Here is a 15,324-nt window from a genome sequence, read left to right as displayed (position 1 = left end):
AAGGATCCCGTTGTCTGCCACTACTTCCCTGGCCGTGCGCCGATTCGCTCCCGAAACCGTCTCGGGACCGCCGGTCCTGCTGGTCCACGGCTTCGCTTCCGACGGGCACACCGACTGGATCACCACCGGGTGGCCGGCCGCGCTGACCGCCGCTGGCCGCGAGGTGCTGATACCGGACCTCCCCGCGCACGGCTCCAGCCCGGCGCCCTCGGGTTCGCTCGGTGCCGCCGCGATCTCCGCCGAACTGTCGCGGCTCGTCGCCGATCTGTCCGAAGTGGACGTCGTCGGGTATTCGCTGGGCGCGCGGCTTTCCTGGGAACTGCCCGTCCAGGCTCCGGTGCGGCGGCTCGTGCTCGCCGGGGTGAGCCCGTTCGAACCGTTCGGCGCCGTCGATGTGGCGGCCGCGCTGGCCTTCGCCGGTGGCGGTAAGGCTCCGTCGGATCCGCTGACCGGGATGATCGCGCAGATGATCACCGCTCCGGGCCGGAACCCCACCGCGCTCGCGCGGTGCATCGAGGATCTGCGGGCCGAGCCTTTCGCGCCGGTTCTCGGTGCGGTGTCCGTGCCCACCCGGTTCGTGGCGGGGGTGGAGGATCCGGTGAGCCAAGGCATCGAGACATTGGTGGAGCTGGTGCCGGGTTCCTCGCTGGTGCGGGTGCCCGGGGATCACGGCGGTGCCCTGCGGAGCGCGGAGTTCAAGGCGGCCGTGCTCGATTTCCTCGGCTGAGGATTGCGCTTGTGTCATGAAAGGGTCGTTCAGGACATCTTTCGTCCTGAACGACCCTTTCATGACATCTGGAGCGTGGCGCGGGCGGCCCCGTCGCGTTGCGAAAGCCACTTTCGCAACGTTGAAGGTTGCGAAAGTGGCTTTCGCAACGTCTCCCCTCACGACGCTCCCTTCCCCTCCCCCGCGACGCTCCCTTCCCCTCCCCCGCGACGCTTCCCGAGACAAGACCGACGCCATGAACGGTCCGTTCCTGGCGAATTTCGCAAGGAACGGACCGTTCATGGCATTCCTTCCTGGCCCACGCTCCCCAGAGCACGTCGCAAAAGTGGCTTTCGGGACACCACCGGGAGATCAGAACGTCCCATCGGCGGCGACCGAGCGGTCCAGCCAGAGATCCTCCAGAGCCGCCCGCACCTCGGCACCGCGGGAAGCGGCCAACGCGACAGCACCCAGGTTGTCCTCCAGCTGGGCCATCCGGCTCACCCCGAACAACACGTTCGCCACCGGCTCGTAAGCGAGACAGAACGCGAGAGCCAGCTGCGACGAGCTCGCCCCGAAGTCCCCGGCGACAGTGGCGACACGCGCGGCGGCGTCGCGGATCGAGTCCCGGATCTCACCCGGATCCGCCCCGATCTTCCGTGACGGGGTCTTCCCGAGCAGCACACCGCCCTCGAACACGTCCGACGCCTGCAACGTCAAGGTTCCAGCCGAAAAATGCTTGCCGTAGAAGGAACCTTCGGCCATCGATCGACGTGCGATGCTGTACTTCAACTGGGCGAAACGAGGCGCCGGAAGCCCTTCACTCGCGGCGAATTCCAGCGCCAGGTCGAGATCCGCGACACGCCAATTGTTCACGCCCCAGACATCGAAGCGGCCGAGGCGGATCTGTTCGGCCACCTCGGTGACGATACGTGGAATGTCGGGCCGCTCGAAGTAGTCGCCGACCACGACGGCCTCGGCGCGCTCGACACCGACGCGGTCGAACGAAGTGGCGAGCTGCTGGGCGAAACCGGTGTTCGGGTAGTCCCACAGCCAGAGTTTGCCGCACAGCTGGTACTCGTCACGCTGGATTCCGGCGGCGCGGACCGCCTCGCCGAACAGGAGATCCGTGCGCGACTGTTCGGCATGCGGCCCCATGTCGTAGTGGGCCACGTCGAACAGCGTGACGCCGGAATCGACGGCGTGCCGGATCAGGCGTACCGCGTCGTCGAAGTCCATGCGGTCCCACGTGTTCCAGGATCCCAGGCTCAGCGCCGAAGTGGCGAAGCCCAGTCCGTTCTGTTTCTCGTCCACGAGATTTCCTTTCACTGGCAACGGAAACAAGTTTTAGTCTACGATCGTAGAATGAACAAGAGACTCGTAGTGGTGACCGGCGGTGCCAGTGGCATCGGCCGCGGAGTCGCCGAAGCGTTCCAGTCCGCGGGCGACCGCGTGGTCATCGCCGACGTCGACGTCCGCGCGGCGCACGACCTGGCCGGCGAGCTCGGCGCGGAGCATGTCGAACTCGACATCTCCGACCCCGGATCGGTCGACGCGGCGCTCGCGCTCGTCACCGATCGGTTCGGCCCGGTCGAGGTCCTGGTCAACAACGCCGGTCTCGCCGGCGGCGGCGGACCGTTGGTGGGGCTGGACATCGGCGTCTTCGATCTGTGCATGCGGGTGAACTTCCGCGGCACCTTCCTGATGACCCGCGCGGTCGGCGCGCACATGCTGGAAACCGGCACCCGGGGCGCCATCGTCAACATCACCTCCATCGGCGCCCGCCAGCCGACCCCGGGGCTCGGGCACTACGAGGCCACCAAGGCCGCCGTCGAGGCGCTCACCCGCTCGGCCGCGCTCGAACTGGCGCCGCACGGTATCCGCGTCAACGCCGTCGCGCCGGGCCCGGTACTCACTCCGATGACCGCCGGTTTCGCCTCGGACACCGCCGCCCGCGCGGCGTGGGAAGCGAGGATCCCTTTGGGCACCATCGCTTCCGTCGCCGACGTGGTGCCGTCAGTCCTGTTCCTCGCCTCCGCCGACGCCGGCCATCTCACCGGGGTGAGCCTCCAGGTCGACGGCGGGCAACTGCTCACCTGAGTACACGACGCGGCCGCCGGACACGGTGAGTTCCACATCGACGTCCGGCAGGTCCGCGAACGCGACCTCGAGCGGATTCGCCGCCAGCACAAAGAAGTCTGCGACACGGCCGACGGTCAGCGATCCCTTCCAGTCCGCCGCGCCGTCCTGTTCGGCGGCCGCGACCGTGTAGCAGCGCAACAGCCGGGTCATCAACACGGGGTCCACTTCGGACGCTTTCAGCATCCGCGCGGCCGCCGCGATGTGCACCCGCCAGTCGGGGGTCACCACCGGCGCGTCGCTGCTCAAGGTCAACGGAACACCCGACGCGAGCATTTCCGCCAGCGGCCAGGCGCGGGCGCCGACCTCGGCACCGAGCGCGTCCGTCAGCATTCCCCGCATCTCCACCGCGATCGCGGGCTGCGTGGTCAGTCCGACACCCGTCGACGCCATCCGTGCCAGCTGATCCGGCGTCACCAGATCGCCGTGCACCAGGTGGTCCCCGCGGCGAAGCGATCCGAGCGCGGCTTCGATGCTGCGATCCCCCGTGGCGTGCACGGCGACCGTCATCCCAGCGTCATGGGCGAGCCGGATCATCGCGGCCAGGTTGCCCGCGCGGCCCGGATCGTCGTCGCCGTCGACGAGGAGCGCGCCGTGCGAACCGTCGGCGTAGCAATGATGTGTCCACGCGGATCGCATCGGCGGGATGCCGTCGGCGAAGATTTTCACGCCGGGCACGGTGAGCCACAACGGATCAGCGGACGGAGCCGGGGTCGCCAATCCTCGCTGGAAATCCGCCAGTGAACTGGCACCGTCGAGCAGGCCGAACAACCGCAGCGCGGTCACCCTCGCGCGCAGCAAGCCTTCCTCGGCCAGCGCCGCGTACTCCTCCAGCACTTCGGCGCCGAAACAGCCCGTCTCGCCGGGACCCAGACCGGGTTCGGTGTAGCTCGTGATTCCCAGTGACGCGCACAGCTCGCCCGCGCGCAGGATGGCGGCCCGCCGTTCGGCCGCGGTCCGCACCGTTTTCTCTTCTCCGCCGGTGAATCCGGAACCGCCGATGAGCGTGTCCGGCCACCGTGCGCCGAGCCAGGTCGCGTGCAGGTGCGCATCGTTGATCCCGGGCAGAACGGTTCTCCCCGCGAGATCGATCACCTCGGTGTCCGGGCCGATGTGGTCCAGCGCGACGTCACCGAGGGCGACGATCCGGTCTCCTCGCACGGCCATCGCCCGCACGACGGTGCCCGCCGGGTCGAAGGTGAGCACAGGACCGCCGCGAACCACGAGCGAAGCGGGACGAATACGTTGCGACGGCATGGTTTCCTCCAGGATCTGGACTTTTTCTCCTACGACTGTAGACTAAAAAGATGGTCAACAGAACCGAAGCGGCGGTGCTCACCGAACACGGCTCCGCGCTCACCTTGCGGGAACTACCGCTGCCCGAGGTGCCGGAACCGGGTGCCGCGCTGGTCCGGATCACCTGCACCACGCTGTGCGGCACCGACGTGCACCTCTGGTCCGGCCAGATGACCTTCCCCGGCATGCTCCCGATGGTGCTGGGACACGAAATGGTCGGCGAGGTGGTGGCCGTCGGACCAGGTACCACCGACACCCTCGGCCGTGAGATCGCCGAGGGCGACCGCATCGGCTGGTCCGAGTCGACCTGCGGAAAGTGTTACGGCTGCACGATCTTGCGCGAACCGGTCGCCTGCGAGAAGCGCGGCTACGGATTCCTCCAGCGCTCCGACGTCTTCCCGTACGCCACCGGCGGGCTCGTGCGGTACTGCTACGTGACTCCCGGTGCGGCCAAACTCCTGCTTCCCGGCGACGTCAAGGACACCTGGGCGTCGATGTCGGGCTGTGCGGGCAAAACCGTCCTGCGCGCCGTCTCGCGTTCGGGCGGGATCCGTCCCGGTGCGACGGTCGTGGTCCAGGGCGCGGGCGCGCTGGGCGTGTTCGCCACCGCGGTCGCGCGGATCTCCGGCGCAGGCGACGTGATCACCATCGGCGGGCCCGGCGACCGGTTGAAGACCGCCGAGAATTTCGGGGCGACGGCGACGATCCCGGTCGACGGCACCGTCGAAGACCGCATCGAACGGGTCAAGGAACTCACCGACGGCCGGGGCGCCGATCACGTCTTCGACTTCGCGGGCGGGCCGACCATCGGCGAGGAGGCCGTCGCCTTCGCCGCCCAGCGCGGCACGATCGCGATCGTCGGCTCCACCGGCCCCGTGCCCTCCCCCGTGGCGCTGGGCACGGTGATGGGCAAGGAACTCACGGTCGTCGGTTCGCTCAACGGCGACATCGCAGACTACCACCGCTCGGTGGACTTCTTCCGCACCTTCGCCGATCGGCTGCCGTGGGACGAACTGTTCAGCGAACCGGTCGGTCTTTCCGAAGCCTCCCAACGTGTCGAGTCGATGTCGCGGCTCGGCGAACTCAAAGCCGTCATCGATCCCCGCCTCCCCTAGGAGACCTGAATGACCATCCCCCAGCGTCGCATCGGCCGCGACGGCCCGCTCACCGGCGTCCTCTCGCTCGGCTCCTGGCACACCTACGACCGGATGGACTTCCGCGAGGCGGTCGACCTCGTCCGCACGGCGGTCGATTCCGGCATCACGCTCTTCGACGTCGGCGTGTACGGCTTCCCCGGCGCCACACCGGTCTTCACCGACGTGCTGTTCTCCGCGATGGTCCGCGCCGCCGGCCTCCGCCGCGAGGACTACCTGCTTTCGGCCAAGCTCTGGCTGGAGGGCTACCCGGAGCACAACCTCCGCGACCAGCTGGACAACGCGTTGTTCCGCGCGGGCGTCGAACACGCGGATCTCGTGGTACTGGGCGATCTCCGGCGCGACGACACCGACCTGCACCGGCTCGTGCTGGATCTGAACGAGCTCCGCGAGGCCGGGCTCATCCGGCACTGGGGCGTCAACAACTGGTCCGCCACCGCGATCCGGGCCCTGCACGATTTCGCCGCGGCCGAGAACGTGCCCGGTCCCGCGATCGCGCAGCTGAAGTACAGCGTCGCGCGACGGTCCATTCCGGACGGTGAACCGTTCGCGAAGGTCTTCGGCGAGCTCGGCGTCACGCTCCAGTCTTCGGACATCTTCGAGGGCGGGATCCTGCTGGGCAAGAACAGCGGCGCGCGCCAGGTCGGCCGCGACCCCGGCGACATCCGCGAGCGCATCGCCGCCTCCGCCCCGGCGCTGGCGAAGATCGCGGCCGAGCTGGACGCGACACCGGCGCAGCTGTGTCTCGCGTTCACCCTCACCCACCCGGCCAACACGACCACCCTCTTCGGTGCGACGAGCACCCAGCAGCTCAAGGACAACCTGGGCGCGGTCGAACTCGTCGAGCGCGTGGGCGCGGAACGGCTCCGCGAGCTCGTCGAGCCGTACTGGGCGGACCGGGGCGTCGTCGATCCGGAGGGACCGTGACGGACTTCGATCCCGAGCTCGCCGAAGCCTTGACCGGACTGCCCTCCGGGCCGGCACTGGGCGCCGGATCCCTGGCGGAGATCCGGCGGGCGATGGCCGACGGGAACCTGACCTGCGCCGAGGCGATCGGCGACCGGGATCTCGTCTGGGAAGATCGCGAGGTGCCCGGCACCGACGTGGTCGTCACGGTCGTCAAGCCGCGCGAGACCAGGAACGCGCCGGGGTTCTACAACATCCACGGCGGCGGGATGGTGCTGGACGACCGGTTCGCCGACCTGCCCCGGATGGTCGCGCTGGTCGAGGAATTCGGCTTCGTCGCGGTGACCGTGGACTACCGGCTCTCCCCCGAGCATCCGCATCCGGCGCCGATCGAAGACTGCTACGCGGGCCTGACCTGGATGGTCGAGCACGCGAACGAACTCGGCTTCGATCCGGCGCGGCTGATCGTCGGCGGTGGCAGCGCGGGAGGCGGACTCAGCGCCGGAATCGCCCTGCTCGCCAGGGACCGCGGCGGCCCGGCGCTGGCCGGGCAGCTTCTGCTGTGCCCGATGATCGACAGCCGCAACGACTCGGCGTCCACAGTGGAATTCGCGGAACGCGGCGTGTGGGGACGCGAGGCCAACGAGTTCGGCTGGCGTTCACTCCTCAAAGGACAGACATCGCCATACGCGGTCCCCGCCACCGCGGAAGATCTCACCGGGCTCCCGCCCGCGTTCATCGAGGTCGGCGCGGCCGAGATCTTCCGCGACGAGGACGTCGACTACGCGCGGCGGCTCTGGCGGTCAGGGGTGCCCACCGAACTGCACGTCTGGGCGGGCGCGTACCACGGTTTCGACCGGATCGCCCCGGACAGCGAGGTGACCCGGGCCGCGCTCGCCGCCCGGGCCTCCTGGCTGCGCCGCACTATCGGCCGAGCATGAACCTGGCGGCCTGTTCGCCGACCAGTACCGCCGGCGCGTTGGTGTTGCCCGTGGTCACCCGCGGCAGCACCGACGCGTCGGCGATCCGGAGCCCGCTCAGCCCGTGCACGGCCAGCTTCGGGTCAACCACCGAGTCCGCGTCGGTGCCCATCCGGCAGGTCCCGACCTGGTGGTGGTAGGTGATCGCGGTCCGGCGGACGTACTCGCGGACATCGGCCTCCGGCCCCGGATACAGCTCACGGGCACCCCACTCTTCGGCCAGCGCGGACGCGCGGCCGATCTCCCGGCACTGCTCGACCGACGCGACCAGGCTCTCGAAGTCGGCTGGATCCTCCAGCGCGGCGAGATCGATCAGCGGTTCGTCGAGCGGGCTCGGCCCCGAAAGCCGCAGGCTGCCCCGGCTGCGCGGCGTGACCATGCCCGCCATCAGCGAGAACCCGGTCTCCGGGCCGGTCATCCACTCCTCGTACATCGGCACACTGAAGTGGATCGGCTGGGTGTCGGGCACCGGCAGGCCGGGGCGGCTGCGCCAGAACAGGTGGGTCTGGGTGACCGATCGGCCGGGTGCGGGTGGATCGACCTGGCGGCGATCGGTCGCGAAGATGACCGGCGAGAGCAGATGGTCGTGCAGGTTCTTCCCGACGCCCGGCAGTTCCGCGACGACGTCGATGCCGTGCACCTCCAGCTCGTCGACCGGGCCGACGCCGCTGCGCAGCAGGATCGCCGGGGACGCCAGCGCGCCGGCGGCGAGCACGACCTCGTCGGCGAAGACCTTGCGCAGTTCGCCGTCGACCTCGGCCAGGACACCGGTCACCTTGTCGCCCTCGAACAGCAGCCGGTGGACCAGTGCTCCCGTGTGGACGGTCATCCGTTCGGCGGCGGGCTGTCCGTAGGCGAGCCAGGTGTTGAGGCGTTTGCCGTCGCGGGTCGTGACCCGCTGCACGGACACGCCGTCGAGTTCGTCGCCGTTGTAGTCCGGGTTGAACGGCAGCCCGATCTCCACCGCAGCGTCCACAATGGACTTCTGGATCGGGTGCAGCGGCTCGTTCGGCACGACGTCGAGCAGATCCTTCTCGATCCGTTCGAACACCGGGCGTACGTCGTCCCAGCGCCAGCCGGGCAGGTCCCAGCCGTCGTAGTCGGCCGGGGCGCCGCGCACCCAGATCATCGCGTTGAGCGAATGCGACCCGCCGAGCACCTTGCCGCGCGGCAGATGCAGCCGCCGGTTCGCCGCGTGCGGCTGCGGCACGGTGTAGTAGTCCCAATCCTCCGGCCCGTGCCACAGCTCACCGGCCCGCGAAGGGTCGTGAATGGCCGGATTCGTGTCCGGCCCGCCCGCTTCGAGCAGGGTGACCCACGCCCCGGAGTCGGCCAGTCTCCTGGCGACCACCGAACCGGCCGAACCCGCTCCCACCACGATGACGTCCATGTCCACCACCCTCGCAAGGCGCGACGGCGTCCGGCGGATTCGGTTCGCTGGCCGACAATCGGCGTGCCCTGGCGGGCAAGACCGGAGCCCTCACGGCGCCCGATACTCGATCACACACCGGTCGAGGAGGAGCTAGCCATGGCCACACGCCTGTTCATCGACGGACAGTGGACCGCCGCGGGAGGCGGGTCCCTGCCGACGTACGATCCGGCCACCGGCCAGGTGATCGAGGAGGTCGGCACCGCGTCGGCCGCCGACGTCGACGCCGCCGTCGGTGCCGCACGGAAGGCACTGAACGACCCCGCCTGGGCGGGACTGCTGCCGGTCCAGCGGGCGGCGCTGCTGTTCAAGCTGGCGTCGCTGGTCGAAGAGCACCACGAGGAGCTGGCCGCGCTCGAAACCCGCGACCAGGGTCAGCCGATCGGGATCTCCCGTCAGGTCAGCGTCACCGGCGCGGCCGAGCACCTGCGGTACTTCGCGGGCTGGGTCACCAAGATCCAGGGCACCACCAACCCGGTGTCCTTCCCGGACACGTTGCACTACACCCGCCGCGAGCCGGTCGGGGTGAACGCGCTGATCACGCCGTGGAACTTCCCGCTGATGATCCTGGTGTGGAAGCTCGCGCCCGCACTGGCCACCGGCAACACCGTGGTGATCAAGCCCAGCGAGGTCACCCCGCTGACCAGCGTCCGGCTGGTCGAACTGGTGGAACAGGCCGGATTCCCGCCCGGGGTGGTCAACCTGGTCACCGGCGACGGCGCCGTGGGGGCGCTGCTGAGCAGGCACGACGACGTCGATCACCTGTCCTACACCGGATCCACCGCGGTCGGGAAGCTGATCACGGCGGCCAGCGCGGAGTCCAATCTCAAACGCCTCACCCTCGAACTCGGCGGCAAGGCGCCCAGCATCATCTCGGGCGACGCCGACATCGACGCCGCCGTCGCCGGCAACCTCGCGGGAGCGACGCTGAACAGCGGCCAGGTCTGTGCCGCGTACACCCGGTTCTTCGTGGACCGCAAGCGGGAACAGGAGTTCGTCGCGAAGCTCGCCGCCGGGCTCGAAGGTCTCAAGGTCGGTCCGGGGCTGGACGAGTCGACGCAGCTCGGGCCCCTCGTGTCCGCCAAGCATCGCGAGCACGTGGACTTCCTCGTCTCCACCGGCAGCGAGCAGGGCGCGGAGCTGGTCACCGGCGGCAAACCCGTCGACCGCGACGGTTACTTCTACACTCCGACGCTGTTCGCCGGCGTGGCCGACGACATGACGATCATGCGCGAGGAGATCTTCGGCCCGGTCCTCGCCGTGACCGCCTACGACGATCCGGACGAGTTGCTGGCACGGGCGAACGACACCGAATACGGGCTCGCGGCCACCGTGTGGACTCGCGACCTGGGCGTCGCGCAGCGGTTCGCCAACGGTATCCGCGCGGGCGCCGTGTTCGTCAACATGCCGCCGATCCCCGACATGGCCGCGCCGTGGGGCGGGTACAAGGCGTCGGGCTGGGGCCGTGAGATGGGTCCGTGGGCGATCGACGCGTACACCGAGACCAAATCCGTCTGGCTGCACTACTCGTGACCACGGGTGACGCGGTCAACTCGACCGCGATGAGCAAGTCGCAGATCGCCTACCACTGGATCAAGGCGAGGATCGACGACGGCACCTTCTCCCCCGGTTACCGCCTCGTGTTCGGGCAGATCGCCCAGGAACTCGGGGTCAGTACCGTGCCCGTGCGCGAGGCGGTCCGGCGGCTGGAGGCCGAGGGCCTGGTGACCTACGAGCACAACATCGGCGCGCAGGTCGCGATGGCCGACGAGAGCGACTACCAGCACACCATGCAGACGCTCGCGCTGGTCGAGGGCTACGCCGCCGCGCTGGCGGCACCGTCCCTGCCCGGCGAGGCGCTCGACGAGGCCAAGGGACTCAACGCGGAGCTGACCGCGTGCCTCGACAACTTCGAGCCGTCCCGGTTCACCGCGCTGAACCGGGACTTCCACCGCGTGCTGTTCGGCACCTGCCCCAACCCGCAGGTGCTCGATCTGGTCAACCGCGGCTGGAACCGGCTGGCCGGATTGCGCACCTCGACGTTCAGCTTCGTCCCCGGACGCGCGCACGAATCCGTGCAGGAGCACCAGAAGATCCTCGACCTGTTCGACCGGAACGCGCCGGCCGGGGAGATCGAACTGGCCGTGCGGGAGCATCGGCTGACCACTTTGGAGACGTTCCTCGCCTGGCGGCATCCTTAGGCCGGGCCCGCTCGGTGCCGCCCCGATTGGTCACGCGGCCCCCGCCCCACCGCCATAACCGTGTCGCGAAAGCCACTTTCGGGACGTCTGATGTCCCGAAAGTGGCTTTCGCGACACCACCGCCCCAGCCCAGACCGAACCGGCCGGGAAACCGGGCCGGACGGTCTCCGTCACACCATGATCACGCCGCTGGAGAGGGGCGGTATCCGGGATTCTCCTGGTCAGGCTCGGGGTCCGCCGACCGGACCAACTTCCGCGAAACCCGCGCGGCGCACGGCCCGCCTGGTCAGAATCGGTCCATGCGATCGAAGACGCTCGTTCTCGCCGCCGTCCTCGCGTGTACCGCCGGGCTCGCCGGGCCGGCCGCCGCTTCGACCGCGGGACCTCGGCTGCGCGACGCGCACACCTGCGCGCACGACGCGCGGTTCACCTGTTCGACGCTGACCGTGCCGCTCGACCACCGCGGCCGGACACCGGGCACGCTCAAGCTCCAGGTCGCCACCGCGGACAACGCGAACGCGGCCAAGGGGGTGCTGCTGTTCCTCACCGGCGGGCCGGGACAGCCCGGCGTCCCGTTCAGTACCAAGCTCCTCGACCGGATGCCGGAAGTGTTCGCCGACCACCGGCTGGTGATGATCGACCAACGGGGCACCGGCGCGAACGCCCTCGACTGCCCGGACCTGCAAGCCCAGGTGGGCAGCTCCGACATCGAGCCGCCGACTCGTGAAGCGGTCACGCGCTGTGCCGCGATTCTCGGCGACAAGGCCGAGTTCTACGGCAGTGACGCGACGGTCGCCGACCTCGATCTGCTTCGCCGGGCACTGGGCGTGCCGAAAATGGTGGTGGACGGGGTTTCCTACGGTTCGTTCACCGCGGCGCGGTACGCCATCGCGCATCCTCGCAACGTCTCGAAGCTGATCCTCGATTCGGTGCTTCCCCACCACGCGACGGCCGACCAATCGCTGTACCTCGAGGCGCTGAAGGCGACCGCGCGCGTCCTGCGTGACGCCTGCGCCAAGCCACCGGCCTGCGGCTCCGACCCGGCGGAGGACCTCGCATGGCTGGTCCGGAACCGGGACGCCGCGGCCGGTGTCGCGCTGTTCGACATGATCGTCACCTACGAATTCGTCGACCCGAGCTATCGGGACCCGTCGGCGCTGGGCACGGATCTGATCACCGCGCTGCGGTCCGCACGCGGCGGGGACACCGCGAAACTCGATTCACTGCTGCGGAATCTCGCGGCCGGCGGCGACCCGCTCACGTCGTTCAGCTCGGGCCTGCACGCGGCGACACTGTGCGCGGACATGCGTTTTCCTTGGGGTGACGCCGGAACCCCGGGTTTCGTCCGCGAGCCGCTGCTGCAGGTGACCGAGAAGCGGCTGACCGCGCGGGACACGTGGCCGTTCAGCCCGGCCGTCGCGACCGGCGTCGGGTTCGTCCGGACGTGCCTGTCGTGGCCCGTCGTCCCTCCGAACTCGAACCCCGGCGGGAAACTTCCGGACGTCCCGGTGTTGCTGCTCAACGGCGACCACGACCTGTCGACCCCGTTGGAGTGGGCGTACGCGGAGGCGAAAGCCGCGCCGCGGGGCGAGGTCGTGATCGTCGAAGGCGCGGCGCATTCCATTCAGAACCGGGAGCCGGGCGAGGCCGGGCGGAAGGCGGTGGCGTCGTTCCTCGCCAGATGAGCGGGCCTTGAGTCTCCACCCACTGGAGCCTTTACCGTCGCTCCCATGACGATCACCGTTCTCGACACCTACCCCGCGATGCGAGCGATCCTGCGCGCGCCACGAGCGGACCGCGCCGCGATACTCAAGGCGATGGTCGAACCCGCCGCCGGGATGTACCGCTACTTCCCCGGCGAGGTGGATCTCGTCGCGATGCACGCGATGGGGTCCGGATTCCCGCTCGACCGCGACGAGGAACGCTGCCTGGAGGCGCTCGAAGCCCTCCATGAAGCAGACGCCTGGAACCGGATCCGGCGGGCGCTCGACGACGCCGTCACCACACAGCTCGCCGCGACGCCCGGGCTGACGGTCCCGGACATCACCGTGCTCACCGTGCTGGGTGATCCCGGCGACGAGCACTTCATGGGCCCGAACCTGGGGATGACGGCCAACGGCAGCGTGTCCGGCTACATCTACCTCAACTTCTGGCCGTATCCGGAGAATCTGGCGCGGCTGGAGGCCACCGCGGTCCACGAACTGAACCACAACCTGCGCTACAGCCCCGGAGGGGTGATCTGGGATCCGGCGACCGTCACCGTCGGCGAGCAAATCGTGTCCGAGGGCCTGGCCGACGCGTTCGCCCGCCAGTTGTACGGCGACGAACTCGGCTACGCCCGCATCGGCGTGCCGCATCTGCACGACGACGCCGTGTTCGCGAAGGTCGTCTCCGGGCTGGAGATCACCGGCATGCAGAACTTCGCGGCCTGGGTGCACGGCGACGAGACGGCCGCCCGCTACGGCGGCACTCCCGTCGGCCTGCCGACCGGCGCCGGGTACGCGGTCGGCAACCGGCTCGTCGACGCCTACCTCGCCGCGACCGGCCGGACCGCCGCGGAGGCCCTGCTGGTGGACCGCCGCGACGTCATCGACACCGCCCTCAGGACTCGCGGCGCCTCGACCGGATCGTGAGCGCCACCAGCGCGCCACCGACGAGCAGCAGGAACAGGCCGGAAACCAGCAGACCCCGGACCTCGCTGCCGGTCGAGGCCAACGGGCCGCTGTCGGACGGGCCGCCGCCCGGTGCGGTCCCGCCGGGCTGTCCGGGGGTGGTGGTCACCGTGACCCCGGGGCCGGGAGTCGTGGTCGACGTACTGCTGCTGGTGGTCGGCGAGGTACTGCTCGCGCTGGAGGACGACGGGGCGCTGCTGCTCGGCTGGCTCGACGAGGTCGCGCTGCTGGAGGAGCTACTCGTCGAGCTCGACGAGGTCGCACTGGAACTGCTGCTCGACTGACTCGAAGACGTCGCGCTGCTGGAGCTGCTCGGCCGGCTCGAAGACGTCGGCGCCGTCGACGTGGAAGTGACCGACGTGGTCGTGGTCGAGGTGGGGCTGGTCGACGTGGACGTGGTCGAAGTCGGGCTGCTCGTAGTGGTGCTGCTGGTAGTGGTGCCGCTGCTCGTGGTGGTCGAGCTGCTGCTCGTCGGCGAACTGCTCGTCGGGCTCGTCGAAGACGACGACGAAGACGACGTGGACGTGGACGTGCTCGGCGTGGTGGTCGGCGTGCTGACGCATTCGGGCAGGTCGCCGTCGAACGGATACGCGTGGAACTCCTGCCCGCCACCGCCGGTCGCCTCGGAGCTGTGCACCAGCGAGCCCGTGGTGAAGAAGCGGCCGTTCATCCCGGACGCGGTCACGGTCGCGGTGCTTCCCGGCTCACCGATCAGCACACTCCCCTGGAACTGGGCGCCTCCGGCGATCTTCACCGCGGTGGCGTCCGGAAAGTTCCACAGCAGCCGCTCGCGCAGCTTGTTCAGCGGGTCCTGGTCGTTGAGGTCGCCGGTGTAGGTGTTGATGGTCCGGTTGGCTCCCACCATGTTGACCAGGATCGTCGCCCCGGCCGGAATGCCCTCGAACTCGATTCCCTGCATCCCGCCGGTGGCGCCGGTCAGGTCGAAGTCCACAGTGAACACCTGCAGCGCGGACTTCCCGTCCCCGGTGAACAGCGTGCGGTATCCCTGGTTGGCCGCCGTGCCGGTGGCCGGGCGCGGCGTGGTGCCTTCCCGCGCGTAGCACTTGCTGGCGACGCGAAGATCCTCGCGCAGGCCCACATAGGGTTTCGCCGCGTCGGGGTCCTTTTCGAGCTTGCCGGTCACCGTCCCGGTGACGGTCCCCGCGTGCCGGACGACGCCGCCGTCGGCGAGCAGCCGCTGGTCCGCCGCGACACTGACGTTCCCCCCGGTGGTGAGGAAGTCGGCGCCGTCCGGTGGCGGGACGCGAGACCCGACACCGGCGATGCCGACGTTGTAGACGGACGACGCGCCCGCTCGTTTCGCCATGTCGAAATCACCGAGGACGACCACCCGTCCTTCGGCTTCCGCGGCGGCCTCCCGTACCTGGAATTCGCCGCCGACATAGACGTTGATGCCGTTGTCCCGGCCCGCGTAGTCCTTGTTGTTCACCGGCGGGTACTTGCCGGGACAGGCCGGTCCGACGCACGGCCCCAGACCGCCCGGCAACGGGGCGGCGACCGCGCCGTCGGTGACCACGAGCGCCGCCACGCACACCGCGGCGGCGGCACCGGCCGATAGAGACGCGAATCGCCTTGCACGCATGCGGCGATTCTTGTGCCCCTCGACCGTTCGAACACAATCGGAATCGGGAAATACCCCCGACCGGGCGAGGCGGGTGACCCACCCATTCGTGGCCTTCCCGTGTTGTCCAGACAAGGAAATTCCAGGTGGAACGCGAAATCCCCGGATTCTTGGCCGACGGTGGGAGGTTCGCCACAGGCGCACCGGTTCGGTGTTATCCGCGAGTGAGACGACAAACGAGATGGTCTTCGTTTCGATC

At 69.4% G+C, this 15,324-nt stretch carries 13 protein-coding genes; 9 read left to right on the top strand and 4 right to left on the bottom strand.

Going from position 1 to position 15,324, the window contains the following annotated elements:
• The first annotated feature begins 28 nt into the window (after positions 1-28).
• Positions 29-727, top strand: coding sequence for an alpha/beta fold hydrolase (locus ACOCEP_RS29470; protein ID WP_482339844.1), 699 nt, complete (start codon positions 29-31; stop codon positions 725-727).
• 351 nt (positions 728-1,078) lie between these two features.
• On the opposite strand, the gene ACOCEP_RS29465 is transcribed toward ACOCEP_RS29470, so the two are convergent.
• Entirely contained in the window at positions 1,079-2,020 is a 942-nt protein-coding gene (locus tag ACOCEP_RS29465) for an aldo/keto reductase (RefSeq protein WP_482332333.1), read from the bottom strand.
• A gap of 69 nt (positions 2,021-2,089) precedes the next feature.
• Here ACOCEP_RS29465 and ACOCEP_RS29460 point away from each other — a divergent pair, with 69 nt between their 5' ends.
• Positions 2,090-2,806 carry an SDR family NAD(P)-dependent oxidoreductase gene (locus ACOCEP_RS29460; protein ID WP_482339843.1) on the top strand — a complete coding sequence of 239 codons (717 nt, stop codon included), beginning with the start codon at positions 2,090-2,092 and terminating at the stop codon, positions 2,804-2,806.
• Here ACOCEP_RS29460 and ACOCEP_RS29455 read toward each other — a convergent pair.
• Positions 2,723-4,102, bottom strand: coding sequence for an amidohydrolase (locus tag ACOCEP_RS29455; RefSeq protein ID WP_482332332.1), 1,380 nt, complete (start codon positions 4,100-4,102; stop codon positions 2,723-2,725). The genes ACOCEP_RS29460 and ACOCEP_RS29455 overlap by 84 nt on opposite strands.
• A gap of 50 nt (positions 4,103-4,152) precedes the next feature.
• Between ACOCEP_RS29455 and ACOCEP_RS29450 the strand changes: the two genes are divergently transcribed.
• Genes ACOCEP_RS29450 through ACOCEP_RS29440 form a run of 3 tightly spaced genes read left to right on the top strand, consistent with a single transcriptional unit; the run spans position 4,153 to position 7,142 of the window.
• Entirely contained in the window at positions 4,153-5,256 is a 1,104-nt protein-coding gene (locus tag ACOCEP_RS29450; protein ID WP_482332331.1) for a zinc-binding dehydrogenase, read from the top strand.
• 9 nt (positions 5,257-5,265) lie between these two features.
• Positions 5,266-6,222: an aldo/keto reductase gene (locus tag ACOCEP_RS29445; RefSeq protein ID WP_482332330.1), complete on the top strand. Its 957-nt coding sequence runs from the start codon at positions 5,266-5,268 to the stop codon at positions 6,220-6,222.
• Positions 6,219-7,142 carry an alpha/beta hydrolase gene (locus tag ACOCEP_RS29440; protein WP_482332329.1) on the top strand — a complete coding sequence of 308 codons (924 nt, stop codon included), beginning with the start codon at positions 6,219-6,221 and terminating at the stop codon, positions 7,140-7,142. The genes ACOCEP_RS29445 and ACOCEP_RS29440 overlap by 4 nt, the downstream gene beginning before the upstream one ends.
• Here ACOCEP_RS29440 and ACOCEP_RS29435 read toward each other — a convergent pair.
• A complete protein-coding gene (locus ACOCEP_RS29435; protein ID WP_482332328.1) occupies positions 7,126-8,571 on the bottom strand; it encodes a GMC family oxidoreductase in 1,446 nt (481 codons plus the stop codon). The two genes, ACOCEP_RS29440 and ACOCEP_RS29435, sit on opposite strands and share 17 nt — an antisense overlap.
• Before the next feature lie 138 nt (positions 8,572-8,709).
• Between ACOCEP_RS29435 and ACOCEP_RS29430 the strand changes: the two genes are divergently transcribed.
• From ACOCEP_RS29430 to ACOCEP_RS29415, 4 genes are all read left to right on the top strand, one after another.
• Positions 8,710-10,143, top strand: a complete 1,434-nt coding sequence (locus tag ACOCEP_RS29430; protein ID WP_482332326.1) for an aldehyde dehydrogenase family protein — start codon at positions 8,710-8,712, stop codon at positions 10,141-10,143.
• Positions 10,140-10,811 carry a GntR family transcriptional regulator gene (locus tag ACOCEP_RS29425; protein WP_482332325.1) on the top strand — a complete coding sequence of 224 codons (672 nt, stop codon included), beginning with the start codon at positions 10,140-10,142 and terminating at the stop codon, positions 10,809-10,811. The genes ACOCEP_RS29430 and ACOCEP_RS29425 overlap by 4 nt, the downstream gene beginning before the upstream one ends.
• A 299-nt stretch (positions 10,812-11,110) precedes the next feature.
• Positions 11,111-12,496, top strand: a complete 1,386-nt coding sequence (locus ACOCEP_RS29420) for an alpha/beta fold hydrolase (protein WP_482332324.1) — start codon at positions 11,111-11,113, stop codon at positions 12,494-12,496.
• A gap of 45 nt (positions 12,497-12,541) precedes the next feature.
• Complete coding sequence (locus ACOCEP_RS29415; protein WP_482332323.1) at positions 12,542-13,444, top strand: DUF2268 domain-containing putative Zn-dependent protease; 903 nt, start codon at positions 12,542-12,544, stop codon at positions 13,442-13,444.
• Here ACOCEP_RS29415 and ACOCEP_RS29410 read toward each other — a convergent pair.
• On the bottom strand, positions 13,413-15,086 hold the full coding sequence (locus ACOCEP_RS29410) for a choice-of-anchor A family protein (RefSeq protein WP_482332322.1): 1,674 nt from the start codon (positions 15,084-15,086) through the stop codon (positions 13,413-13,415). The genes ACOCEP_RS29415 and ACOCEP_RS29410 overlap by 32 nt on opposite strands.
• Positions 15,087-15,324: the final 238 nt, after the last annotated feature.

The organism is Amycolatopsis sp. CA-211722 (genome assembly GCF_056828465.1).
The sequence above is the reverse complement of the archived record's forward strand: the minus strand, read 5'-3'. Positions and strand labels throughout refer to the sequence as shown.